Here is a 23,502-nt window from a genome sequence, read left to right as displayed (position 1 = left end):
TTCCTTGCTGTATGTAGGGTCCAAAGTAGGCGCGGCCGTCGCCGTCTACTTGCCGGTTGGGAACAGTTTTGCGTAGCGAAGAGCGGGCTCGTCCGAATGGTTATCCACGATTGGCTCAGGTTCGCCGCCCAGAACCTCTTGGGCCACGTTCTGCGAAGCGGGGTTGTTCACGCTCACCACCGCTTCGATGTAGAAGGGCGGATGCCCGCGAAAGCCGTTTTGGAGCTCTGCAATGCCCGCCGCAAGGATGGCTTTGGCGCGCCCCTGGTTTTGATAACGCTCGGGAACCGCGTAGCCAACCGCTAGGTTTGCATGGCCTTCAAAGGTTCCATTGGGAACGAAATTGGCAAAAGCCGTGACGGTCTTCCCGTCCATCTGAACGTAAGTGAATCGCGGCTTGCCTTGGAGGTGATCCACGTGCAGGTAGACCGTTGGATCGATGCGGCCCCGCTCCAGCCGAAGGCCGCCCGCAGCCAGGGCTTCTTGGAAAGAGATTAGGGCTTGATTGGGATCGGCCATGTTGGACATAGGGGCCTTCGTGAGAGGACAGGTCGTCCCATCGTCGCTGTTCCGACCGAAGCTCTCAAGTTCCCGATGGCTGGCCCACTTGGGAGCAAAGGCCAGTGCCGGAAGCCGCCGCCGGTCGCTGCGCGCCGGCATATGAAGAAGCATCCGCATGGATGGAAAGCACAAACGCCTTCGGCGCGAAAAACGATGAGGTGGAAAACTGCGGCCTTCGCTTCGCACTTTTTGTGTCTAGTCAAATTATTGTCCACTCGTGGTGTGGACAAAATGCCGTGGCGATCTACCTTGAATCTATAGGTAGGCAATACCGCCGACCAAGCCAAGAGGTGTCACATGAGCACAGCCGTCACAACCAACGAAGCCGCGATGACCGAGTTGGGGTTGAACCCCGGTTTGATTGAAGATTATGCAGCGGTCTCCTTGGAGCCCGTGAGCTTTGAAGAAGAGGACCGCCTGGGCTGGGCGACCACTTGGAGTGCGGTTCATGCCGTCGAGCTCCACAACGGCGGGAAGGTCTACGTTAACGGCCGATCCTTCCACGTCACCCAAGCCAAGCCCGGCTACAAGCATTTGCTCAGGTGCTGGCGAGAGGAGCAGGGTCGGCGCGCAGAACTGGCTTACTGGAAAGCGCGGGGAGGGCACTGACCTTGGCTCCTTTTCTCACCCAGGCCAAAGATGCGCCGGTTGTGATGGGTGACTCGATCCCCCGGATGAACGGACATTGGGGGGAGGGAGAGCTCGGAAAGAGTGAGAGGGCAACCGTGCTTCACGGCATCCATTTCATCAGTCCCTCGGTGGGTGGCCCGCTATTCAACACGGTGTGGCTTCCCACGCTGGCCGACTTGCGGGTGCTGCTCGCTGACGCCGACCTCTGCAAGGCAGCCGAAACAGAGGTGAGCGCGTTCATTGACACGTTCGTGGACCCGTTGCCCCCTGAGCTCGACGAGGTCATTCACCAGCCATCGATAAAACAGATTTCCAGCTTGCCGGATGATTGCGGGATCGGCGTGGGCGTTTTTGTGACCGACGCTTTTGCGTTCGTCCTTCAGCGCATGATTCAGGAGGCAATGGCTCAGCACCGTGCGCGTGAGTTGGATGGGGCATGGCAACAGTCAGCCACCGCAGGTGGCAAACGTCCCAGGCTCTGACCGCTGGCTCAATGGGCCTTACCTGGCCCACTTTAGCCCATCCGGATCTACCCAGCCCAGTTCGGGGGCAGTCCACCCGAACCCGTATCCGGCGAGGTCCGCTGGTCAATCAAGAGGAGACAAGCCATGAAAAATTGTCACAACGTTCAACAAAAGGATGGGGAGTTTTCAGCCGGTCATTCTTGGATACGCTCCTTTATGAGGCCCTTTCGTATTGGGTCTGGAGTCGACTGGGAAGCCGCTACTAAAGAGGCGGTAGCGAAAGTCGTTAAGACCGACGAGTGGAGGGCATTCCTAGATGAGCGAGGCGCGTCAGATAAAAGTCCTTCTATCACCGAAGACTAACGAGACAAAGGCGGCCAGGTAGCAAGGGGCCCCCTTGCGCGTTTTTAGATTCGAGGTATCGGTAAGGGGATGGCCCATTAAGGGCTACTCATCCCCACTCAATCCCTCGCAAGGAAACGATACCCATGACACGCAAGACCTTCTTTCGCGCCCTGCTGCCCATCGCCCTGGCCTCGCTGGCGGTGCCCGCCTTCGCCGCCGACACCACCGCAGACCTGACGATTCAGGGCACCCTGACCAACACCTGCAACCTGTCCGTTTCTCCGGTCACGGACATGGATTGGTCGGGCACTTCTGACAACTCCACCCGAACCTCTGCGTTGAGCATCGTGTGCAACCAGGGAACCACTTACTCCATTTCCCCAGGACAGGGACAGAACTTCGGAGCGTTGGCGGGTTACGAGACCTACCGCGCCGTGAGCAACGGTTCGGGTGCCTTCATTCCGTATGGGTTGTTCAAGGACATTCCCGGCACCCAGGCATGGGGCGATGATGCCGATGCGTTCGCGGGCACGGGTAACGGTGCTGTGCAAACCCACGAATTCGCGTTGAAGTTCTTCGCCCTCAAGCAGGCCGTGGGTGGCAACTACACCGATACGGTCACCGTCACCGCCACTTACAACTGATCCCCATCGGTTGTCCCGAAGCCCCCGGTTCGCGCTGGGGGCTTTTTGTTGTCGAAAAGATGAGTAGGTATGGGTTGACGTAATAGCATTCCGATCTAGCTTGAAAGGAGACCCCCCAAAGGAGATCCCATGACCCATTCCCAACGCTCCCTGGCCGCGGTCGCTGCGTCCTTGCTGTCCTTTTCGGCGTCCGCCGGTTCCATCTCCGTCGGCCCCACCACCCTGATGGCCGATACCTCGGCCAAGCACGTCGCCGTGACGCTGCACAACAGCGGCGACGCGTCGGTGCGTTACCAGGTGAAAGCCGTGGGGTGGGATCAGGCCACAGGGCAGAACGTGTTTTCACCCACCACGGAGATCGTGGGGGCGCCCACCTTCGTGGACGTGCCACCCCAATCCAAGCGCACCGCCCGATTGATGCGGGTGGGCGCACTGGGCGAGCGGCGCTACTACCGCGTGCTGCTGATGCAGCTCAAAGACCCCAACGCCCAGGGCGTCCAGTTGCTGGTCAACCAGGACCTGCCTGTGGCCTTTGAAGCTGCCAACGCGCCCGTCCCCCAGGTGACCGTCCACGCGGTGCCCAATGGATACCGCTTGACGAATCACGGGCAGACCGCGGCCCGCGTGTCGTCCATCGGCCCTACCGGTGGGAAGCCGTGGCGCGAGGGTGCATTGGGCTGGACACTGCCGGGGGCCTCGATGACTTACGAGACCCAACCCGACCAGCGCGCCGAGGTGCTTTCGATCACCGTCAACAACCAGCCCGTCACGGTCCCCGTGGGGCGGTGATCCATGCGTGGCCGGGCCTTGGCCGTGTTGTTGCTGGCTGCATCGTCGGCCAGCGCTGCGGTGCCCGACGGCGTGGCCCCCGCGTTCCTGGTGCCGGTCATCGGCGGCAAGGCCAAGGCGGATCCGCTCACGTTCTGGCAGCAAGGCGGTCAGTGGTTCGCCGAGCCGGCCACGTGGCGCGAGGTCGGGCTCCAACTTCCCCCGGGTCAAACGGAGGCGATGAGCGCCCAAGCGTTGGGTGTGGGCTTTGCTGTGGACGAGGCCACCGCGACGGTAGCCCTGGAGCTGCCGGCCGATCGGCTCAAGGCCCAACGCGTGGCCCGTGATCGCACCGAGCGCGGACCCATCGCGCCACCCGCTCCCGGGGTGCTGGTGAACTACAGCGTGGCCGGCATGGCCTCCGAGCAACAGCAGGCGCTCTCGTTGGGCCACGAGGTCCGCAAGGCGGGGCGTTGGGGCGTGATCAGCACCAGCGGGCAGGTCAACACCGACGCGTCGGGCACCGGCTACGTTCGCGGCGTGACGCGCTGGCAGAAAGACGATCCCAACCGCTTGGTGACTTACCAGGCCGGCGATGTGTTCGCCGGTCCCTCGTCCTCTCCGGTCAACCTGGGAGGGGTGCGCGTGGCCAAGGACCCGCGGGCGTTGGACCCGTTGACGCCCACGTATCCGGTCCCGATGCTCGGCGGCGTGGCGCTCGATCCGGCCACGGTCGAAGTCCTGGCCAACCGCGCCCGCGTGCTGCAAGGCCGGGTGGGGAGAGGGCCGTTCACGGCCGATGGCAGCGCCTTGGGCACCGGTGCGCAGCAAACCCAAGTGGTGGTGCGAGACCCTTACGGCCGCGAAACCGTGGTGAACGATCAGCGCTTCTACGTCGCCCCCACGTTGCTCCGCCAAGGGCTCACCACCTGGGAGGTCGCGGCCGGCCGGGTGCGCCAAGGGGAGAGCGATTACGGGACCTTGGGCGCGACCGGGTCGGTGGCTTGGGGCCTCAACGACCGGTGGACCCTGCACGGCACCGCCCAAACCTCAGCGGACGGGAAGGCCAGCGTGGCGTTGGGGGCCACGACGGTGCTTGGGACCTACGGCACGCTGGACATGGAACTAGGCACCTCCACGCAAGGCGGCCAACGCCAGGCCTTGGCCTACGACTACCGCGGCCCGAGGTTTGGCGTGCGCCTGGAGCACGAGCGCCAACAGGACTACTGGCGCCTGCGCGCGCCCGGTGCGCTGGACGTGGAACAGCGCACCCGGGGCTCGGTCTTCTGGCGGCCCACGCCCCAGTGGTCCCTTCGGGCCAGCTATTCGAACGTGCGCACGCCACGCTTTCGCACCGCCTACGCCGACGCCGGGCTGACCTGGCGTGGCGACGGGCACACCGTGGCCGTCTCCGCGTTGCGCGATCTGGAGCGCAAGGAAACCCGGGTGGAGGTGGGCTACAGCTACGATTTCGGCCGGGGCAAGGGCGTGAGCGTTAGGGCCCGGCAAGCCCCGGATGCCACGGCCTGGGCCGTCCAAGGACGCGCCCGCCCCACGGTCTTTGGAACCCCGGTGGGCTTGTCCTTGTCGGTAGACGAGGGAGCGGCTGGCCAGACGGCCCGGGCCAACGCCAACTGGACCACCCGGGCAGGGTGGGCTCAGATCAACGCCGAGCACGGGCCCAGCGGCACCTGGACTTCCGGTTCGATGGCCGGTGCCGTTCACCTGGACCGCCAGGGCGTGACGTTCCTAGGTCCGGCCGAATCCTTCGCCGTGGTGGACGTGCCCGGCCAAGCCGGGGTGCCGGTGAGGGTGGGCGGCCGATTGGTGGGGAAGACCAACGCCCAGGGCCGCCTGGTGGTGGGCGAGGTGACCCCAATGGTGCCCACCGAGGTCCGCGTAGACGATCGGGCGCTGCCACTGGGCACCCAGTTGGCCGAGATCGAGCAAACCGCCACCGCGGGCCGCCAAGCCGGCATGCACCTCACCTTCCCGGTCCTGACCGAGACCGCACGCACCTTCCGCCTCACGGGCCCGGCCATCGAAGCGGGCACGGTGGCCAAGACAGCGACCGAGACCACCCAGGTGGGCTATGACGGGGTGCTCTACCTGGAGCAGCCGCGCCCCGGCCAGACGGTGGACGTGGAAGGGGTCTGCAAGGCCCAGCTGCCTGCGGACCTTGGGGCTGCGCAAACGGTGGCCGAGGTGGCTTGCCGCTGATGGGGAGAATCTTTGGAAACAGAGGCTTGCTATGTCGCAGGTGCTGCGAAAGTGGCCCTCTACCATGGGGCTGAACGATACTTGGGACAGATACAGGGCGGATAAGTGGATCGTGGACGATCTCCGGGCGACCAAGGGCAAGGGCTGCGGAATCCACCGGATGGCTGTGTTAAAGCAAGAGGCGGGAAATAGCGGCACCGAGCAATGGAAGGCGGCGATCGGGACATAGACGGGGAACAGACATGGAAAAGCCAAGGGAAGTCCAGAAAGTCGTCAGAAAGACGGCCAGCAGTGGCAAGGTGGACTACGCACCACCCGTGGTTCTCAACGAGACCAGCAAAAGCAAGCTGCAAGCGTTAGCTTGGTTCATCCCCCATAGCGATGGTCGAACCACTTTCTCGCTGAAGCTAGAAGGCTTGGTGAAGTCGAAAGGCCAGCCCTTTATCGAGGACAAGACCAAGACCCTGACGTTGTCGGAAACTTCGTCCCTCCAGCTACTTAAATACCTACAGACACATCTGCCCCTTGCCGCTCAGTCGGAAACGGGGGAGTTCATCTTGATTCGGGTGGCCAACGGCGAGGCCAACCTGACGGGCCATGATCCTCAAGAACTGGTGGGTGCCCTGACAAAGGTTCTATCGCAGTCAGAGTTGCTGGGTCATTTGTCCAGCACTGAACTCACGCATGAGCTAAGCACGGCGCTGCGTGGGTCAATCCGCTTGAGCGAGATGCGATCAGCGGTGGCCGAACTGCGCTCCAACCTCACCCGGGGAGAGGCGGTTGAACAGACTTACCAGGCCTGGTGCGAAAAGCACTGCTGGGCCTTTGGCAGCGCCTACGTGGTCCGGGATGAGGTTAGGGGCATTACCACCGGTGACAATCTCGATCTGATGTTGCCCAATGTCATTGCCGGCTATCGGGACATCGTCGAGCTCAAGCGACCGGACAAGGATGTGCTGCTCTACGATGCAGCCCACAAGAACCACTACTTCTCAGCGGACGTATCCCGTGCCATCGGGCAATGTCATCGCTACCTGGACCTCCTTCATGAGGCAGCCAGGCACGGTTTGCTGGACCACAAAGAAGTAGTCGCCTACCACCCGCGGGCCACCATCGTCATCGGGCGGTCCAATGAGTGGTCCGATGAGCAACAGCGTGCGCTCCACGGCCTCAATCAGCGCATGCACGGGATATCCGTGATGACCTACGATCACCTGCTGGCTCAAGGAGAGCGCCTGATTGAGATGATGAGCCCTAGCGATGGGGATGAAGATGCTGAGACATCAGCTGACGATGACGACATTCCTTGGTAAGTAGTCCCACCCCTCACACCAATAGTCTGGCCGCTATGTCTACGTTAGCTCCCCGGGAAAAACGAAAACTTGAAGATCTGTTCGGAATGAGCAGTGGTTACGTTCTCGACTTTTCGAACAGCACATTTGCTCGGTTCTTTGAAGAAGTGGTTTATCTGGACATCTACGGAGGGAAGTACAGCGAATATGGCTCGTCGAAAGCCAACCATCTGCGCAGCTTTTGGACCAAGGAAGACGATTTCCTGGTAGGTCGGGTAATTCTGGGGTTGCTAGAGCATTGCGGGGACACCGGTCACCCCGCCTTAGAGCGGCAGGCTCTGTTCAAGGAGTGCGAAGCTATAGGGACACGTCTGGCGCAAGCGAAGGCAGTGGCGGATATAGAGGCCATCGAAGGCGACTCGGAGGACTTCCAGAAGGTGGCTAAGGCCGCAAGGGAGTGCTTTGAGCGAAACGAGCCCGAACAAGGCCTGGACCGGTTACATACGTTTCTGGTCAAGTTTCTTCGGAAGCTATGCGAGGAGCACGGCATACCTAGGGACCGTTCGGTGCCGTTGGGCGGTCTGATGGGTGGATACGTGAAGCGCGTCAAGGAGGAAGGTCTCCTCAAATCCAAGATGGCGGAGCACATCCTAAATGGCGCGACTTCGATATTCGGCCAATACGACTACGTTCGGAACAATCACACGATGGCTCACGACAATCCAGTGCTCGCCTACGACGAGGCGCTGCTGATCGCTAGCAACGTTGCCAGCACTGTGCGATTCATCAAGGCGTGTGAGGAACGATGGCAGCTGGCGCGGCGGCAAGAAACGGTTCTCCCCGAGGATACTGACATCCCGTTTTAATTGCCTTCAGGCTTGCCATTGTGCCCGCACCACATGATTCCACCGGGTGGCATAGGCGGGAGACGAATTTTTCTGGTTCATGGCCCAGTTGGGGTAGTGCAACACCCCCGCGCATCCGGCGTGCAGCCGAGGCCATGCCTATGGGCCCCGCGCAGACTTCCCATTTGCCCGGTCCATGACCCCCATGAGCGCCTGAGCGCGCAAGTCGATGCCAGCGAGCAGGTTCCCTTGATGAAAGTCGACGTGAGTGAGGGAGTAACTCATTATCGAGGCCGAGGGCGAGAGTGGTGGTACTGCCAACGGTCGAGGTTATTCCCTGATGCCTGAACTTCTACATCCAGTCTCTCTACGACAAGCCGCCGGAGGCCAACGATGGGAAGCCGCTAAGCCTGCAGGTGTGTGGTCAAGGTGTGCTGGTGGAGCGCGTCTATCGTGCGACAAAGGAGGTGTTCCACTCCTGCAGTCGGTTCCCACGTTGCCCGCCGACCAAGGAAGACTGAAGTGGGTCAGGGCGCTTGAACGGGTCGGAGCAACTGGCGGTCGAGAAGATCCAACAGAGCATCCGCAACATCTGCGGCGGCCACCGCCCAATCGTTGTCTTCTCCGAAATACGTCTCCTCCAGCGGGTCTTCCTTGCCGCCATGGAAAAGGTTGTTTCTAACGCGTCGCATCGCAACGACCAAGGCTTCGGCGTCGTTATGGGGCAGGTTGACGGGCTGGTAGGTCGCCCGTGGTCGGCCCGTCTGGTCAAACTCAATGCGCTCCCTTTTCGGCCGATTGCGTGGTGGAGCAAGCAGCTTTCTCTGAGTGGGAAGGGGAACGAGTGCGACGAATGCTTGCCCCAAGCGCGCCACCGCTCGATCCACCTTGTTCCAGTCCACGTCTACCACGGGAACGGGGGCAGGTGCTGGCAAGGCGCTGAGACGCACATCGATCTCGAATGAGCCGATCTTGAACACCTTCCAGATGGGCGGTTTTGGGGTCTTGGTCTGAAAGAATTCGCTAGTCTGCTTAAGCTGGAACTCAAGCATTCCGAAGGCTTTCAATAGCCGATAGGCTTTGTCGGGTGATACGGGCATGGACTCATCTTAGTCCAGCTTCCTGCTACCACGCAGCCTCCCGCGGCCGCGCTTGCACGTGACGATACGCGACCAAGGTCTTGGCGCCCATGTTCCGGGCCTGGGCCAACTTCGTGCTCACCAACCGATCAGCTCCGCTGTCCAGCAACGCCCGAACCGTTGGTGCGTCAGCGGTCAGCAGGGCGACGTGGAACGGCGAGTAGCCACGGGCGTCGTGCGCGTTGGGTTGGGCCCCGCGCCCGATCGCCAGGTCCACCTGGGCGGGGTTGCGCTGTCGAATTGCAGCGAGTAAGTCGGTGTTGGCCATGCGTCCTCCTGACCCACTGATTTTCCGCTGTAGCGGAAACGCGCAAGGGGAGGGTGACAGTTTGGCAAACTGTCGTGCAACCCCAGCATTTTTTCGCTTTAGTCAGTAAAGCCCTCTGGACAGAATGTCCCTTTCTGCTTGCATGGATCTGAAGGGATACAAATGTATTCCATGGGGGCTGACATGAATTTCGTGGCAAGTATCAAAAAGGGTGTGCGGGGATGGTTAAAGAATTTGCGTGACCCACCAAATCTATTTCAAGAGCCGATCTGGAAGGTTCGCGTGGAGTTCCTTGTATTGACGCTGCTGTCTCCAATCCTGATCCCCCGCTATGTCATTGAGAAACGCATGGGTAAATGGAGGAGACATCGCCGGATGCCACCCATCTTTCAGCTATTCGAGCGCGAAGGAGGGTTCCAGCTGAGGGAGCTTGAGCAGTTGATTGCAGATGGCGCTGATGTGAACGCTCGGGAGCGAAAAGATGGAAAAACGCCACTTATTTTTGCTGTTATGCAGGACAGTCCATGGGAAGAAAATGGGCGAAGGTGGCTCGAGGTTTGTCGCGTGCTGCTCGAAGCTGGCGCAGATCCGGACGCGGATTACGACTGTGGCGAGATAAGGCGGTCACCAATCTATTTCGCCTATCTGGCGGGCAACGTGGAGCTGCTCGACCTGTTGTTGCAGGCAGGGGCCAATCCGCGTTCGAAGGCTTGGTTGCAGTTTGTCAATGCAGAGCCACGTCCCGATGCGTGGCTCGAACAGCAACGTCCGCAAATACGCGATCGCCTATGGAGATGGGAAACGGAACAAGAGGCCCTGCGTTTGGATGCGACTCTCCCTGGCGCAACGAAAGCCGTTCCGAATAGTAGGGCACGGTTATGAGGGTGATCCCATGAACCTGCAACTCACCTGCCTCTGCCGGGAGGACGTGTTCGCCGATGGGTTCGCCTTCGCAGAACTGCTGGAGGCGCCCTTGGCCGCGTTGCGCTGGGGTGGTGCGTGGTTGACCCAGTTGAAGCCCGGTGGGCCAGTGACCGAGGAGGCCATGCGGCGCTTCGCTATGGGCCAGGATTTCGATGGGCAGCCGCGGTTGTGGGAAGGCGAGGGCCACCACGCCCGGGCGGCGGGCTACCGCGTTTCGTTGCGCCTGCCAAAAGGGTTCGCCGCGCTGCTGGATACCGACGGCGAGGAGAGGGCACGGCTACAGGCTGCCCACCGCCATGCGGTTGACCAGGCGCTGTCGTCCCTGCCGTTCCAGCGTGATCACCGGGTGCTCTTCGTTGCATCCGATCGGTTGGAGGATGACTGGACGCACCACTGGTTGTTCGCCATCGCATGCGCACCGAACGGAAAGTGGGAACGGCTTGCGCTGAGCTTGCGGTTGGCGGCCAGCGAGGACGCTTATACCCACGCCATGGGGGCCTTCATGGAAGCGTTGCTGGAGACCAAACGATTGGAGCGCTTCTTCCGCCCAGCCCCCGTGGGCCGACTGAGGCAGAGGCTGTGACGCTGACGTCCAAGCCTCCCTTGACGGCCGTGCTGCCGAAAGTGTCCCTTTCTTCAACCTTGCGCCAGGCATTGGCCGCACGCGCTAGAGCAGCCGGGGTGAGCGAGAGCGAAGCCGTGCGCCAATGGCTCACCGCCTACCTTGCGCGCCCCCCGCTGCTGCGCTCTCCCGTTGCCGGCCGCAGGGACGACCGCTTGCCGCCTATCCGGGCTTCCCGAGACCTGGCCGACCGCGCCCGCCACGAGGCGCAGCGGCAGCATGTGAGCGTGGCGGAACTCATCCGTCGGGTGGTTGCGTTCCACACGTTCTGAGGCGCAACTTGGCCACGCTCGGCGGGTGCCACTTCCCCTTCGCCAGGCGATTCTGCACGAAGGCGCGGTAAGCCTCGGGGGAGGGCGGCGATTTGCGTTTGTGCCGGCGTGTGTTGCAGAGCCAGCAGGCGGCAGCAATGTTGCCGGCCACGTCCTTTCCGCCCTCTTGCTGGGCCACCAGGTGCTCGGCGGTGCAGCGAAGCGGCGTGGCCGTTTTGGCGCGCAGGCCGAACGGCTTTAGTTCATCGGGAGAGGCGTTCCACATCGGCACGCTGCAATAGCAGCACCGGCCCTTCTGGGCGAGGAAAGCCTCGGTTCTCAACCGTTGGAGGTTGGGCATGCTTAGATCTCAAAAGACAGGAAAAACCATCCCGTCGTCGCTTGTGCGATCGAATCGGGACCTGTTGCCTTGAGCTAAGCAGGCAATACGCCGGGGGCATTTCCCCTCGCGGCAAGGGAGTTATCGCGCCCCAGGCTGGTGGGTGTCAAGATGGGGCCCATTCGGGTGGCCATGCCCGGAGCGATGGGCTATAACCGTTGGATTCCCGACCGGAGTGCTCCTTTGGCCCTGACTACCCTGAAATCCCTTAACGCCGAAATCAAACAGCTCGAAGCCCAGAAGAAGCTGGTGGAGAAGCGCGACGGCGAGGTGCCCAAAGCCCTGGCGGTCCTGCAGAAGTATGCGAAGGTCCTCAGTCCGGCCCAGCGGCGGCAGGTGGCCAAGCTCATCGGGGAAACGATCGACGCCAAGCCGGCGCGTGCCGCCAAGGCTGCCCCGGGACCCCGAAAGGGCCGCAAGCTTGGCAAGGTGGCGCCGAAGTATCGCCTCCCAACCGGTGAGACGTGGGCCGGTCGGGGTTTGGCCCCCAAGGTCTTCACCGCGTGGGCCAAGTCCACCGAGGGCAAGGCGTGGGCTCAGGCCAACCCCGGAGCGAAGTTCCCGTCGGCTGATGGGACGGTGAAGAAAGCTCCCGCCAGGGTGGCCAAGAAGACGGGCAAGCCGGTGAAGAAGGCCGCCCAGAAGGCCGTCAAGAAACTTGCGAAGAATGCCGTCGCCAAGAAGGCCAGCAAGAAGGCCTGATCATGCGCGGCCTGTTCCCCAAGAAGAAGAGCCGGCTCTCGCCCCAAGGCAAAGCCATTGCGGCCGCCCACGTGCTGCTGGACAGTGCCGAGGGCCGATTGGACGAGAAGGCCGCCGGCAGGCGCTTGCGCGAGGAAGTGGGCCTTCAATGGTCCTACCTGACCTGCATCCAATGCCTGTCAGGGCAAGAAGCCTTGGCGGCCATTGAATCGCTGCCCAAAGGGTGGCAGGACAACGGGCGCACCCAGGTGCACCTGTTGGGGGCTGCCGTCATGGCGGCGCACACGGGAGCCAACCTGCGTTCGGACGGCAGCTCGCTATGCGCCAGCTACTTGCGATCGCCACACGACTTTCACGCCACTGTCACGCGGTTGTGGTGATCTCACCCCAAGCGAACAGGAGATTGCTGAGCGCCAATGGCCCGGGCGCCTTGACTTGCTGCCAACCCGCGGGCCTGTAGGATCCCATCATGGAGCTACTTTTGCCTCTTGCTATGGTTATCTTGGCCTGCGCAACTGGTCTGGCGCTGCTCCAACTTGTAATCGCGCTCTTCAAGGCGCTGTCCTGCCGGGAATGGTTGCGCCGCAGGAGAGCGAAATGATACGTTCGTTTCGCCACGCCTGCCAGAGGACTCGCGCTTGGCACAGCCCCACAGCGACATCGATTTGGGCCGGAGTCCGCTATTCGTTGACGGGCGACACCGGCTATTTCAGGTCGCACGTGGATGGCGTTTGTCTCGCGTGCACCGGGGGGGGATGAATCGGCGGAGCAATGAGCGCTTCGGCTGAGCCTGGCGGGCCGCCAAAGGATTTAAGCCCTACACAGCCCGCTCGGTTTGTTTCGCTTACAGATCGGCCGTTTGTGGTGCGGTGAGCCCATCTACCCGGACGGCCGAAATGAAGGGCGGCGCGCAGGCGTTGCCCTCACCTCTGCCGCTGTCGGATACTGATCCTGTCCATCGTTCGTAGCTCGCAATTCGCGCCGCCCACGGAGCCACAAGAGGGGCGAATCGATCAATCAGGCCAACAACGAGCAGCCCGATGATACGTAGCAAGCTTGCTCACAGACGCGTTCTCGCCGAGGGCGGACCGATTCTGGTGTGGTTGACCTCGTTTAAAGATCATTACGTATTTACCGCCAGTGGCATCGGATTGTCTGGAAAATACGGTGTGGCGCTACGGCAGGACACGAAAGCAAGTCGGAGAGCCCTCGAAGCGCGCTTTGCGGGGTCGAAGTTTCACGAAGTGTTCGTGAGCGATGTGCCAGCTTCGGTGATCAGTGTCAACCGGTCTCTGACGTCGGCTGGGCCGCGAGACGGGATATTCTTCCTCTGCAACACAGAGGTCGTCCAAGCCGCGGTTCTCGCGCACCTCGGGGCCGTGATCCCTAGCGAGGTCATCGCTCTTGCAGCCAACTTGAGTCGGGGACGGGGCTAGCCATGGTGCACTCTTAAAGGTTCAGGAATAGCGCAACTGAAAACTGAAATTCAAGCTGGCCTGCGTTTTGTACACAGCTGATCCACGTTGGCCGGCTTGCACTGGTGCCGAGTGAAAGGTAGCCCGTAATGTCTAAGTGTGCGGTGGTGTTCGTAAGCGCGGCTGTGGAAGAGATCGGTGAGGAGCGCTTGCCCGAAGTCATGCGTGCAGGCCGAGAGTTCAATGCCAAGTGCGGCTCGCGTGCAGTTGTATGCTTCGACGGCAGCAGGTTTTTAACATATTTGGAAGGCACAGCGAGTGCGGTGGCTGCGAGCTCCGTTTACACCCAGTCCTTCACCCTGCATACCGAAATCGTTGAGCTGGCGCGGGGATCCATCCAGCAGTTGCGGTTCCCTGCGCATGCATTGCTCTTCCTGCGGATTTCAGAAGCCGAGCTCAAAGCACTGATGAGGTCGAACTGGGTGAATTTCTCCCAACGCTTCGGAGGGAAATTCATCCCAGAAACGGGGATGGAGCGGCTTGCCGCATTGGTCGGCAATCGTCTCGATGACGTTCCGCAGTGATGGGTAACGGATTTCCTCTGTAGGCCGCCCGATTCACGTTGCACAGTGGAAGCAGGGGAGTCATGAATTTGAGGCATTCGACAGGGGCATGCCATGCGGTTGGAATTTACTCACAGCCACATCTACCCAGGGGCCACCGCGTCCCTGACAGGCGAGCAGGCTGAACTGGGCGAGAGAGCCACCTGCTTGGTCGAGCTCAGTGACGGCGTGGTCCTCTCGACCAGCTGTCTGATTCAAGGGGGGGAGATCATGCTATTCATGCCGGACTACCTGACCGCCCGTGGGGCAAAGATTCCGGCGAAGGACTGGGTGCTGCGGAAGGATCTGGAAACAGGCGCCTGGAAGGCAAAATCAAAGGTTGCCGTGTAGCACTTGTTGCTCTTCCCGACCCGTCAGGTTGTTGGGTCTGAAGCAATCTTAGGAGCGTGTCATGCCAAACCGTGCGGTGGTTTTTGTGAGTGAGGCCAGCCCCTACCTTAGCCTTGGGCGGCTGGTTGAGTTGATAGCCGACGCGGAGCGGTTCAACAGACAGGCCGGCGTGACCGGGGTGACCTTGTACGACGGGGCCCGGTTCCTGTCCTACCTGGAGGGTCCACCGGATGGCCTTCGCGTTGCCTACGCCAGGGCATCCGAAGCGCGCAGCCACCTGAACTTCATCGAGTTGGCACGCGGGCGTGTCTCGCAACGTCGGCTGCCGCGGTGGCCTATGCGGCTGTTTTTGGCCAAGGAGGGCCAGCTGCAGAGCATCGCGATGGCAGACTGGGCCAGCTTCTCTCAGCGGGGCGATGCGGACGCAATGAATGCAACGGCGATGGATCTCCTTGTGCGCTTCACGGGAGGGCCGTCTGCCTCAGTCTACGTGGGGCCCCTCTCGAAACCACTCAGCGAAGGGGAGGCGAAATGAACATCGTGGCGACTGGTCTGTCACCCGGCGGAAGGATGCTGGGAGCTCCTCTCGCGCTCCCGATGAAGCGTTGGCAAAGCTGAGCAGATTCCGTCTGCCGAAAGCAGAAGTCGTCCCAACTAGCTTGAACCAGCTGCTGACCGTGTGGAAAATTTGACCCGACCTTGTGGAACGGCAATCCACATGAACGTTCTCTTCGTGGACATTGAAACCTCCATCTGTGAGGTGGTTGGAGTCGAACTAAGAGAGCTCGGCTATGACGTCGAATGCTTGGAATTCAGCTCAGGAGCCTTGCGCGCAGCGCAAGCGGGGCACGTCGACGTCGTCATTCTGGATGTGCCCGCCAGCCCTGACGCCCGGCGCAGTGCATACAAGTTGGCAGACGAACTTCGGCGCGATGGCATCGCTGTCTTCTTTACCTCCACGCTTCATCCGAACGATGTGATCAGCCGGCACCGGGATCGGGGTGTTTTGTCCAAGCCCTACGGCGTCAAACAGATCGCTTCCTGGATCGAGGCGCTTGGCAAAGATTGCAGAGGCGAACCGGCAGGCGCGCACGTGCGCTAGCTGACTGGCAACATGCATCCGCCCTTTGGAGTGCATTGGACCGCAAGCCTTCCTCTTTACAGTGGATACGCTGGAAGCGAACGTCGCTGCTGCCCATCAATGCGCGCTACTTGCATCATCAGAAGCACTGTCGTTCAGCACCGTCACTTTCAAGACGGCGACCAGATCGTTGTCCTGCAGACAGCGTTCAAGAACTGGCTCCTGAATACGTCGTTCGCCATTGGATTTCCCGACTCCAGCAATCGGCCGCTTTCTGATCGAGCGGAGCAGGCCAAGCGCGCTGTTGGCCACGGCGAGCGAGATCAAAGGCCACAGTTACCAGGAGGCCTTCGTCAGGTCTCCTTTCGCCGCGCTTATCTCCATTCATAGCGCGTTGAGTGCTTCAAGCCACGGCGACGCCGTGTTCTTCCTGTGCGCCGAAGAAGCCACGTCGGAAGCATCTCCAAAAAACTGATGCTGGCATTCGCCATAACGACCAGCATGACCTTGGCGTTGGGCATCTTCACTATTGTCCGCGCGTCACATTCGAAGCAGGAGTTGTCCAGGATTGAGTCCGTCTGGGCGCCTGGCAGCTATGCCATCGGAGAGATGCGTGCGCAGTTCGGCGATCTCCGCATCTACGAAACCTCCCAGGTCAGCGAAGCCACTTCCGCTGAGGCCGTCAAGCAATACGAACAGCGGATCGTGGCGGGCAAGGCCAAGATCAACGAGCTGGTGAAGCAATACCTGCGGTCCTTCGCCGATGGCGAAGATGCCGCGTTGTTCAAGCCGGTCAGCGCTGCGTTGAGCGATTACTTTGTCATCCACGATCAGCTTCACGCTGCGCTCCTCGCTGGCGATGCCGAGGCCGCGCAGACGATCTCGGTGACAGAATCCAGGGCAAAGCGCGTGGCGCTGTTCGACGCCATGGAGAAAGTCAGCGAATACAACCTTCGCGGCATGAAGGCTGAACTCGCAACCAACGCAGCAAGCCTCAACAACCTGATGTCGATCACAGGCTTGGTCTTGGCGGTGCTGTACTTGGTCGCAAGCGTGCTGGGGTGGGCGATCAGCCGTTCGGTCACCCGGCCCATTGGTGAGGCGTTGCCCGCTATCCGCAGCGTGGCCAATGGCGACCTCAACGTGCGAACCGACTACCAGAGCCGCGATGAGGCGCGCCAGATGCTGCTCTCCCTCCGTCAAATGGTTGCCACCTTGGAGCGTTTTTCGAACGACACCAAGGTCATGGTCAAGCTTCACGAGGCCGAAGACATCTCGCACCGGATTCCGGAGGACCTGCCCGGTGTCTACGGCGAGCTGGCCAAGGGCATGAACACAATGGTGTTCGAGCACCTTGAGGCCATCCTGGATGCCATCCAAGTGCTCAACGAGTATGCGGCCGGTGACCTGCGGCGTGACGCGCGACGCCTGCCCGGCTCCCGGGCGTGCTCCACGAATCGATGGACGCTGCCAAAGCAAGTCTGCTGGCGATCAACACGGAGATCAAGCGGTTGGCAGTGTCGGCTGCCGACGGCGACTTCTCCGCCCGCGGTAACACGTCTGCGTTCCAGCACGACTTTGAATTGATGGTTTCGGACCTCAACCGTCTGATGGAGACAGCTGACCACAGCCTCAGCGCCGTCTCCACCTTGCTTCAGGCCATTGCCTCTGGCGACTTGACCCACCGCATGGAAGGCGACTTCCGCGGCGTCTTTGCGACGATGAGCGAAGACGCTAACGCGACCGTGGCTCAGCTGACCGATATCGTCTCCCGCATCCAGCAGGCATCCACGGCAATCAATACCGCGTCGACGGAAATTGCCGCGGGCAATGGCGACTTGTCGCGACGCACCGAACAACAAGCGGCCAACTTGGAAGAGACGGCGGCGTCCATGGAGGAGCTTACCTCCACCGTGCGCCAAAACGCCGAGCATGCACGCCAGGCCAGCGAGTTGGCCAGAGTGGGGCCTCGCGCGTGGCCGGGCAGGGCGGTGGAGTGGTCGGGAAAGTAGTGGAGACGATGGGGGGTATCGAAGCCTCGTCGCGCCGCATCGGGGACATCATCTCCGTGATCGATGGCATTGCTTTCCAGACCAACATCCTCGCACTCAATGCGGCCGTGGAGGCGGCTCGAGCCGGGGACCAGGGTCGAGGGTTCGCCGTGGTGGCCTCCGAGGTGCGCACGTTGGCACAGTGCTCTGCCTCTGCAGCCAAGGAGATCAAGGGGCTAATCGAGGACTCTGTGGCCAAGGTCGCTCAAGGATCGGCGCTGGTTGACCAGGCTGGCCAGACGATGTCTGAGATTGTCAGCTCGGTTGAGCGCGTGTCCAACGTCATTGGTGAGATATCTGCCGCCTCTCAGGAGCAGGCGTCGGGCATCGAGCAAGTGAACCAGGCTGTTTCTCAGATGGACGAAACGACCCAGCAGAACGCCGCGTTGGTGGAAGAAGCGACCGCCGCTGCCCGATCCATGGAAGACCAGTCGGTACAGCTGGCAACCGCCGTCGCGGTCTTCAAGGTGAATGAACGCGCGCAGGGAAAGACGCCAGCCACGGCCAGTGCAAGCTTGACCAAGCCAGGTGCTGTGGACGGCTCCCGCCTTTCTCAAACCGCCTACGCGGGCAAGCCAACCCCGCCGAAGGCATTGCCAGCTCGTCCCGCACGGCAGGTATCTGCGGACGCAGCGCACTGGCAGGAGTTCTAACCGCCCTTCCAAGGCCAGTGCGAACGCATGGTCGCTCGCAGGGCATGGTTGACCGAAGTTGCCGCTGAAGTCACCGTGGGTGAGGCCGCCTGGATGGCGGCCTCAGACCCGCAAGCGCGCCGAAAGCTCGGCGCCTTGCGCCGTGAGGCGGCGAGGCGGCAATGGCATTGGCCGAGGTTACGGCCGCCCGATGGCCGCTCCGCTTTGGCAGTTCAGCGGCTCGGAGACGGGGGAATGCCAGCCAATGGTTCCCTCAGGATGCCCAGCCATGGCTCGACGATCTCCTCGAACGCGAAGACATGGTCCCGGTGCTGGTCCATCCCTTGGAGGTAGTGCCGAATGCTGCGCTCAAACTCGTCTGCGACGTTGGCGTTGCCGGCGTTCGTGCGAAGCAGGAGCACTGTGGCCGCTTCCAGCGCCGCAACACGTATATGCATGCGATTCATTGCTTCTTGAAGACGCAAAAATGCGTCCCTGACCTCGTCGTTCACCAAGCCCTCCGCGAGCAGGCACATCAACACAGAAGAGGATCAGTGGCTGCTGCTTGAGCCCGGGATCGTCAGGCGAGCACGGTTGGCGGCGATCAAAAGGGCATTGCCAGTTCGCTCCGCTTGCGTCGGAGTCATCGTCGAGCCGCACATGGTCGAGTCACCGGCCGCGTTGCGAACTTGGTAAAGCCCGAGTGCAACCACTGCTGTTTCGGCGTCAATGCCGACTTCAAACCTGTCCAGTGGGAACCACGTTGCTCCGTCGAATTTCTCCATCGAGCGCCTCATGCACGGAATCGCGGTGTCAGCCAGAGATTACCGCAAAGCGTGGAACTTGGAACGCGCGCGAATCGGTTGCAACTGAAAGCGGCAGCACCGTGCAGCATTGGGCAATCAACCTGAATCGATCTCCAGCCGTTGCTGAATGGATAGGGCACGACCAGGGTCAATGACGGCGACGCGTTTGCCGTTTCCCAGCTGCACGCCCTGCGGGCAGAGCTCAGCGAATCGGTCGCTGTGAGCGGCAGGCTCGGCACGCCAGGCAGACAGGCTCTCGATGACCAAGACTTCGTCCACTGCAAGGGCGAACAGCTGAACCGCGGATTGAACCAACAGCATTGCTGGACAACCCGTCCCGACTGCATCGCCTCCGGTGATCAAGCCCAGATCAACCACAGGGACGTCTTGCCCTCTGATCGAGACTACAAACTGGCGGTCCCGGGTTCGGGTCAGCGTCTCTGGTCCGCGTATTTCCACGGCCGACTCGACATCCACACCGAACAAATCGCAGCCCACACGCACAATCACCAGCTCCAGCAATGGCTCTGATGAGGCCTGCAGAAATGGATCATAAGGCAGGGGAACGGTCATGGTTTCTGTGGGCAAAGACCAAAGGGCGATCGCATCATGCCCTTAATGTGTCCACCGTGGCAATTCATGCCCTAAGAAATCCGAGGCGTTCAGATTGGCAGGCCAAGGGCCTCACTCTGACAAGACCTGCCCGTCGTCCGAAGACGATGGGTTAGCGGTGGCTGTAGCGTTCGTGCCGGCCATTCGCTTCATGAACTCTTCCAACCTCATCCGGCTCACCGCTTGGTGGTTCTGGCAGTGTGGGCACACCATCACACCGGCGCCTTCCAAGTCCGTCAGGCCCTCGCCCGGTGCTAGCAGCGAGGTGAGACCACAGCTGCTACAAGTGGCCTCAACAGCATGCAGACGCGCCAGAGCGCCGTCGGAGGTCAGTTCTCCATTGACAAAGCGAAGCAAAATAAAAGCCGGTATTAGCCACGGGTAGGGTCCTGAAATAGGCCAGAGGCAGTCAGCGGCCTCAGCGATCTCGCAGACTTCCTGAAAGCGATACGCACGCTGCAGGATCCTTCCGCGTGCTTCCATCCGGGACGGTTCGTCGGCTGGAAGACCGAGTATCAAACTCCCTCGGGTCAGGGCGCAAGGAGCTCGGCCAACTCAATGGCGCTGATGGGTCTGGAAAGCGCGAAACCTTGAATTTCGTCACACCCAAGGCCTTGGAGCTTGGCGACCTGACCGTTCGTCTCGGCTCCTTCAGCGACGGTCGAGTAGCCCAGATCATGGGCCAGACCGACGATCGCTTGGACCTTGAGCAATGCGCGTTGGTCTTCGGAAATATCGTCTATCAGCGACTTGTCGAGCTTGAGCGTGTGAATGGGCAACTCGGTCAGGTACCCGAAATTGCTGTAGCCGCTGCCGAAGTCATCCACCCCGAGCCGAATGCCTGACGAGGCCATCCGCTTGAGTTGCTCGCCCGGCAGCGAGTTGACCCGCAGCCATTCTCCCTCGGTGATCTCGACCTCCACGTCCTGGCAATCCAACCCCTGCGCGTGGATTTTGGCCACGAGTTCATCGGCCATTCCTTGCCGCGCGACATTCCGAGCGGAGAGGTTGATGGAAAGGCTCAACGCAAGGCCAGCACGCTTCCATTGCGCCAATTGTGCCAATCCTAGGCGCAAGCGAGCGGCCCCTGGGGGCATTTGTGGCCGCGGCCACCCAGTCGCGTTACTCAATCTCCCCCGATTGGCAGCAGGAGCAGATTTATCGCCAAGGGGACATGGCCGAGCTCAAGGCCACTGGGGGCAACTGGCGTCAACAGCTGATCCACCCCGAGGACAGGCCCGCGGTGGAATTGGCCATTGCTCATGCCGCGGAGTTGGCGTCGCCGTTGGAGGTAGAACACCGCGCCTTGTTGCCAGACGGCTCCGTCCGCTGGATACAGTTGCGGGCAGTCCCGTTGATGGACAGCGAAGGCAACGTGAGCGAGTGGTTCGGTGCAGCCTCCGGCATCACCGATCGCCGCGTGGCTCAAGAGCGTTTGCAGCAGTTGACCGCAACGCTTGAAGAGCGGGTGCAGGCCGGCACTGACGAACTGATGGCGATGGAGGAACGGCTGAGACAGGGCCAGAAGATGGAGTCCCCCGGCCAACTGGCCAGCGGCATTGCCCACGACTTCAACAACATGCTCACCGGGGTCTCCATGGGCTTGGAGCTGTTGGAGATGCGCGTTGGCCAAGGCCGTTTGGAGGACCTGGGTCGCTACGTGGAGATGGCTCGAACGGGGGCCGACCGAGCTGCAGCGTTAACCCAACGACTGTTGGCGTTCTTTCGCCGGCAGACGTTGGCACCGTCGGCCATCCACGTGTCGGCCATGGTGAACAGGACGCTCCACATCCTGGCCCGCTCCATCGGGCCCTCCATTGAGATCGAGACGCGGTCGGATCAAGTGGAGGACGTCGTGCGGGTGGATGCTCCGCAGCTGGAAAACGCCCTTCTCAACCTTTGCATCAACGAGCGCGATGCGACGCCGGATGGAGGGCGCATCTCGATTGAGGCCGAGCTCTCACACGTCGATGGCGGACTGGCGGAGCGTTTGGTGCTGACGCCTGGACCCTATGTTCGCTTGTCGGTCCGAGACACGGGAACCGGCATGGACGCGAGCGTTGTTGAAAAGGTGTTCGAGCCCTTCTTCACGACCAAGCCGATCGGGTAGGGCACGGGGTGGGGCTTGCCGATCTACGTATTCACGCGCCAATCCGGCGGTCAGGTGGCGGTTGACTCCATCCCTGGGGTGGGAACCACGATGCACCTTTATTTGCCGCAAAGCACGGCTGATACCGATGACCGAATCCAGGAAACGCCCGCGCTTCCCCCAGCCACGTCGCCTGGTCGCTCGGTCCTTCTGGTAGAAGACGAGACCGCCATGCGCACGCTGGTGAAAGAGGTGCTGAGCAGTTTGGGCCACCGCGTGAAGGCGGCTGCAAACGGCAGCGACGCCCTCACTGTGCATGCCAGCGAAAAGCACTTTGATTTGCTGATTACGGACGTGGGCCTGACGGGCTCGCTCAATGGGCGGCAGGTGGCGGACGCGGGCCGGCAGCGCCGTCCGACACGCCGGTGTTATTCATCACCGGCTATGCAGCAAGCGTCGCGGTAGGAGCCGGCCAGCTTGAGTCTGGCATGGAGATACTCACCAAGCCGTTCGCCGCGGGGGAGTTGGAAAGAAGAGTGACCGAGTTGTTGCTGGAAGCCGTCAAAGCGTCGAACGAACCGTTCCCAGCAACTCCAGCAGCGTGAAAGCTCCTTGAGCAGCATAACGTCGTTTTCGAGGAAGTGTGGGTCTGCGCCGGGAACGCCCCCGTGACCGGTGACCAGCAGGACCGTCACGGAAGGGTGGCGTGCCATGGCGTGCTTGGCGAGATCGTGCCCGTTCATCCCCGGCAGGCCCACGTCGGAGATGAGGAGATCGAAGGCGGGTTGCTGCGCCAAGCGCTCCACAGCCGCTTCAGCGTCTCCGACCGCAGTGATGTCATAGCCGCTGTCTTTGAGAACGTCCTGCATCGATTCGCGGATGGCGACGTCGTGCTCTACAAGAAGGATGCGAGGGTACGAGAGGCAGTCATAGCAAACCTGGTTGATCAAAAATTCGAGGAATCATGCAGGACTGGGAGTAAAGCGCTGGTGCATCCCTGTGATGACGGCAATCACGGGAAGGCGAGGGCGCCGTCGCGCCTTGACGCGGTTTTGCCGCGAGGGCTGGATACTCAATCCCCACCCCTCCCGCCTGGACACTCCCACTATGGCCCGATCCGCCCCCGATTTGCCGGCAGCGTCGCCCCACGCCCTTCGCGTCGAAATCATGCCGCTGGAGTGCGGTGATACCGCGGTGATCGTCGAATTTGAATCCGAACCGCCCGCGTCGTGGCGAGCTCTTCTGACGAAGAAGTTGGCAGACGTGGAGGGGCTTGAGCTGGTATCCGCCCAGTTTGAGGGGCGGGTTCTCTACGTGCTGGGTGCGGAGGGGGGTAGGGGAGGAAGCGTCCACAGGGTGAGTCAATTGTTGCGGTCTCTTCCCGGACGTCCTGGGGGCTCAAACCTGCTGGATGAGCCTGTGAGCCGGGGCGTCCCGGGGCCGGAGCAGGCTCTAGCGACGCACGCCTGAGCGCGTTGTTCAAAAGACGAGTTAAACGCCCGGCCGGAAGATAGGCCGAGCTCGGTTCGATCGCGCTAGCATCGCAGATTGATCACGCAAGGCAGCTATGTACGTTGAGGTATACCACCGGGTGGGATTTTGGGCCGGGATCACCGGGGCGGAAGGTTGGCGCTGGCGGCTGGTGGCGCCACGCGGGCATGTTTTGATGGCTCCCCGGGAGACGTTCGCCAGTCGGCAGGCGTGCTTGGCGGCCTTGGCTCTGCTGCAGATCGGGCCCATTTCAGCGGTGGAGTCGGCCGGAGATGCCCCGAACGCGGTGGGCGCGGC

28 protein-coding genes and 1 pseudogene are annotated in these 23,502 nt (G+C 61.5%); 18 read left to right on the top strand and 11 right to left on the bottom strand.

The genetic code is table 11. The annotated features are described in order from the left end of the window. Positions 1-45: 45 nt before the first annotated feature. Positions 46-528: a GNAT family N-acetyltransferase gene (locus ACZK29_RS13730; protein ID WP_076739361.1), complete on the bottom strand. Its 483-nt coding sequence runs from the start codon at positions 526-528 to the stop codon at positions 46-48. A 330-nt stretch (positions 529-858) separates the two neighbouring features. On the opposite strand from ACZK29_RS13730, the gene ACZK29_RS13725 reads away from it, so the two are divergent. From ACZK29_RS13725 to ACZK29_RS13695, 7 genes are all read left to right on the top strand, one after another. Further along, positions 859-1,170, top strand: a complete 312-nt coding sequence (locus ACZK29_RS13725) for a hypothetical protein (RefSeq protein ID WP_076739351.1) — start codon at positions 859-861, stop codon at positions 1,168-1,170. 2 nt (positions 1,171-1,172) lie between these two features. Beyond that, positions 1,173-1,673, top strand: a complete 501-nt coding sequence (locus ACZK29_RS13720) for a hypothetical protein (protein WP_076739352.1) — start codon at positions 1,173-1,175, stop codon at positions 1,671-1,673. A 470-nt stretch (positions 1,674-2,143) separates the two neighbouring features. Next, positions 2,144-2,644, top strand: a complete 501-nt coding sequence (locus ACZK29_RS13715; RefSeq protein WP_076739353.1) for a Csu type fimbrial protein — start codon at positions 2,144-2,146, stop codon at positions 2,642-2,644. A 129-nt stretch (positions 2,645-2,773) separates the two neighbouring features. Further along, positions 2,774-3,433, top strand: coding sequence for a fimbrial biogenesis chaperone (locus ACZK29_RS13710; protein ID WP_099539938.1), 660 nt, complete (start codon positions 2,774-2,776; stop codon positions 3,431-3,433). Between the two features lie 24 nt (positions 3,434-3,457). Beyond that, on the top strand, positions 3,458-5,632 hold the full coding sequence (locus ACZK29_RS13705) for a fimbria/pilus outer membrane usher protein (RefSeq protein WP_158229330.1): 2,175 nt from the start codon (positions 3,458-3,460) through the stop codon (positions 5,630-5,632). A gap of 242 nt (positions 5,633-5,874) precedes the next feature. Further along, positions 5,875-6,945 carry a Shedu anti-phage system protein SduA domain-containing protein gene (locus tag ACZK29_RS13700; protein ID WP_076739357.1) on the top strand — a complete coding sequence of 357 codons (1,071 nt, stop codon included), beginning with the start codon at positions 5,875-5,877 and terminating at the stop codon, positions 6,943-6,945. A gap of 86 nt (positions 6,946-7,031) precedes the next feature. Then, positions 7,032-7,790 carry an abortive infection family protein gene (locus ACZK29_RS13695; RefSeq protein ID WP_099539936.1) on the top strand — a complete coding sequence of 253 codons (759 nt, stop codon included), beginning with the start codon at positions 7,032-7,034 and terminating at the stop codon, positions 7,788-7,790. A gap of 6 nt (positions 7,791-7,796) precedes the next feature. Here ACZK29_RS13695 and ACZK29_RS13690 read toward each other — a convergent pair whose 3' ends face one another. From ACZK29_RS13690 to ACZK29_RS13680, 3 genes are all read right to left on the bottom strand, one after another. Beyond that, positions 7,797-7,871 (bottom strand): hypothetical protein, encoded by a 75-nt coding sequence (locus ACZK29_RS13690; protein ID WP_076739362.1) that lies wholly within the window; start codon positions 7,869-7,871, stop codon positions 7,797-7,799. A 425-nt stretch (positions 7,872-8,296) separates the two neighbouring features. After that, positions 8,297-8,869 (bottom strand): hypothetical protein, encoded by a 573-nt coding sequence (locus ACZK29_RS13685; RefSeq protein WP_006375657.1) that lies wholly within the window; start codon positions 8,867-8,869, stop codon positions 8,297-8,299. Positions 8,870-8,894: 25 nt separating this feature from the next. Continuing rightward, positions 8,895-9,176, bottom strand: coding sequence for an ankyrin repeat domain-containing protein (locus ACZK29_RS13680; RefSeq protein ID WP_032971158.1), 282 nt, complete (start codon positions 9,174-9,176; stop codon positions 8,895-8,897). Positions 9,177-9,359: 183 nt separating this feature from the next. On the opposite strand from ACZK29_RS13680, the gene ACZK29_RS13675 reads away from it, so the two are divergent. Then, the gene (locus tag ACZK29_RS13675; protein ID WP_158229329.1) at positions 9,360-10,058 is read left to right on the top strand and encodes an ankyrin repeat domain-containing protein; all 699 of its coding nucleotides are present in this window, start codon (positions 9,360-9,362) and stop codon (positions 10,056-10,058) included. 10 nt (positions 10,059-10,068) lie between these two features. After that, complete coding sequence (locus tag ACZK29_RS13670) at positions 10,069-10,683, top strand: relaxase domain-containing protein (protein ID WP_006375655.1); 615 nt, start codon at positions 10,069-10,071, stop codon at positions 10,681-10,683. 276 nt (positions 10,684-10,959) lie between these two features. Here ACZK29_RS13670 and ACZK29_RS13665 read toward each other — a convergent pair whose 3' ends face one another. Then, complete coding sequence (locus ACZK29_RS13665; protein ID WP_076739360.1) at positions 10,960-11,334, bottom strand: HNH endonuclease; 375 nt, start codon at positions 11,332-11,334, stop codon at positions 10,960-10,962. Between the two features lie 222 nt (positions 11,335-11,556). On the opposite strand from ACZK29_RS13665, the gene ACZK29_RS13660 reads away from it, so the two are divergent. The 6 genes from ACZK29_RS13660 to ACZK29_RS13635 all read left to right on the top strand — a co-directional run bounded on the left by ACZK29_RS13660 (position 11,557) and on the right by ACZK29_RS13635 (position 15,545). Further along, entirely contained in the window at positions 11,557-12,075 is a 519-nt protein-coding gene (locus ACZK29_RS13660; protein ID WP_032971149.1) for an H-NS family nucleoid-associated regulatory protein, read from the top strand. A gap of 2 nt (positions 12,076-12,077) precedes the next feature. After that, positions 12,078-12,455, top strand: coding sequence for a hypothetical protein (locus tag ACZK29_RS13655; RefSeq protein WP_006375651.1), 378 nt, complete (start codon positions 12,078-12,080; stop codon positions 12,453-12,455). Positions 12,456-13,639: 1,184 nt separating this feature from the next. Beyond that, a complete protein-coding gene (locus ACZK29_RS13650; RefSeq protein ID WP_006375649.1) occupies positions 13,640-14,074 on the top strand; it encodes a BLUF domain-containing protein in 435 nt (144 codons plus the stop codon). Positions 14,075-14,167: 93 nt separating this feature from the next. Further along, a complete protein-coding gene (locus ACZK29_RS13645; RefSeq protein ID WP_032971143.1) occupies positions 14,168-14,443 on the top strand; it encodes a hypothetical protein in 276 nt (91 codons plus the stop codon). Positions 14,444-14,504: 61 nt separating this feature from the next. Beyond that, entirely contained in the window at positions 14,505-14,978 is a 474-nt protein-coding gene (locus ACZK29_RS13640) for a BLUF domain-containing protein (RefSeq protein ID WP_006375647.1), read from the top strand. A 183-nt stretch (positions 14,979-15,161) separates the two neighbouring features. Continuing rightward, on the top strand, positions 15,162-15,545 hold the full coding sequence (locus ACZK29_RS13635; protein ID WP_032971140.1) for a response regulator: 384 nt from the start codon (positions 15,162-15,164) through the stop codon (positions 15,543-15,545). A gap of 96 nt (positions 15,546-15,641) precedes the next feature. On the opposite strand, the gene ACZK29_RS13630 is transcribed toward ACZK29_RS13635, so the two are convergent. Continuing rightward, positions 15,642-15,851: a hypothetical protein gene (locus tag ACZK29_RS13630; RefSeq protein WP_139338727.1), complete on the bottom strand. Its 210-nt coding sequence runs from the start codon at positions 15,849-15,851 to the stop codon at positions 15,642-15,644. 147 nt (positions 15,852-15,998) lie between these two features. On the opposite strand from ACZK29_RS13630, the pseudogene ACZK29_RS13625 reads away from it, so the two are divergent. Continuing rightward, a pseudogene (locus tag ACZK29_RS13625) lies at positions 15,999-18,228 on the top strand (methyl-accepting chemotaxis protein). 212 nt (positions 18,229-18,440) lie between these two features. On the opposite strand, the gene ACZK29_RS13620 reads toward ACZK29_RS13625, so the two are convergent. The 4 genes from ACZK29_RS13620 to ACZK29_RS13605 all read right to left on the bottom strand — a co-directional run bounded on the left by ACZK29_RS13620 (position 18,441) and on the right by ACZK29_RS13605 (position 20,650). After that, positions 18,441-18,719 (bottom strand): hypothetical protein, encoded by a 279-nt coding sequence (locus ACZK29_RS13620; protein WP_125892001.1) that lies wholly within the window; start codon positions 18,717-18,719, stop codon positions 18,441-18,443. A gap of 39 nt (positions 18,720-18,758) precedes the next feature. Further along, positions 18,759-18,992: a hypothetical protein gene (locus ACZK29_RS13615; protein ID WP_032971135.1), complete on the bottom strand. Its 234-nt coding sequence runs from the start codon at positions 18,990-18,992 to the stop codon at positions 18,759-18,761. A 117-nt stretch (positions 18,993-19,109) separates the two neighbouring features. After that, positions 19,110-19,586 carry a chemotaxis protein CheW gene (locus tag ACZK29_RS13610; protein WP_046272126.1) on the bottom strand — a complete coding sequence of 159 codons (477 nt, stop codon included), beginning with the start codon at positions 19,584-19,586 and terminating at the stop codon, positions 19,110-19,112. Between the two features lie 569 nt (positions 19,587-20,155). Further along, positions 20,156-20,650, bottom strand: coding sequence for an EAL domain-containing protein (locus tag ACZK29_RS13605; RefSeq protein ID WP_052727443.1), 495 nt, complete (start codon positions 20,648-20,650; stop codon positions 20,156-20,158). A 149-nt stretch (positions 20,651-20,799) separates the two neighbouring features. Between ACZK29_RS13605 and ACZK29_RS13600 the strand changes: the two genes are divergently transcribed. Beyond that, positions 20,800-21,735 (top strand): sensor histidine kinase, encoded by a 936-nt coding sequence (locus tag ACZK29_RS13600; RefSeq protein WP_139338728.1) that lies wholly within the window; start codon positions 20,800-20,802, stop codon positions 21,733-21,735. Between the two features lie 15 nt (positions 21,736-21,750). Continuing rightward, positions 21,751-22,179, top strand: coding sequence for a response regulator (locus ACZK29_RS13595; RefSeq protein WP_065427813.1), 429 nt, complete (start codon positions 21,751-21,753; stop codon positions 22,177-22,179). Here the strand turns inward: ACZK29_RS13595 and ACZK29_RS13590 are convergent. Then, a complete protein-coding gene (locus ACZK29_RS13590; protein ID WP_050559897.1) occupies positions 22,143-22,664 on the bottom strand; it encodes a response regulator in 522 nt (173 codons plus the stop codon). The genes ACZK29_RS13595 and ACZK29_RS13590 overlap by 37 nt on opposite strands. Positions 22,665-23,502 lie beyond the last annotated feature (838 nt).

The sequence above is a fragment of the Stenotrophomonas sp. 89682_Sma genome, from assembly GCF_056481405.1.
This window is presented reverse-complemented; position numbering and strand designations above follow the sequence as displayed.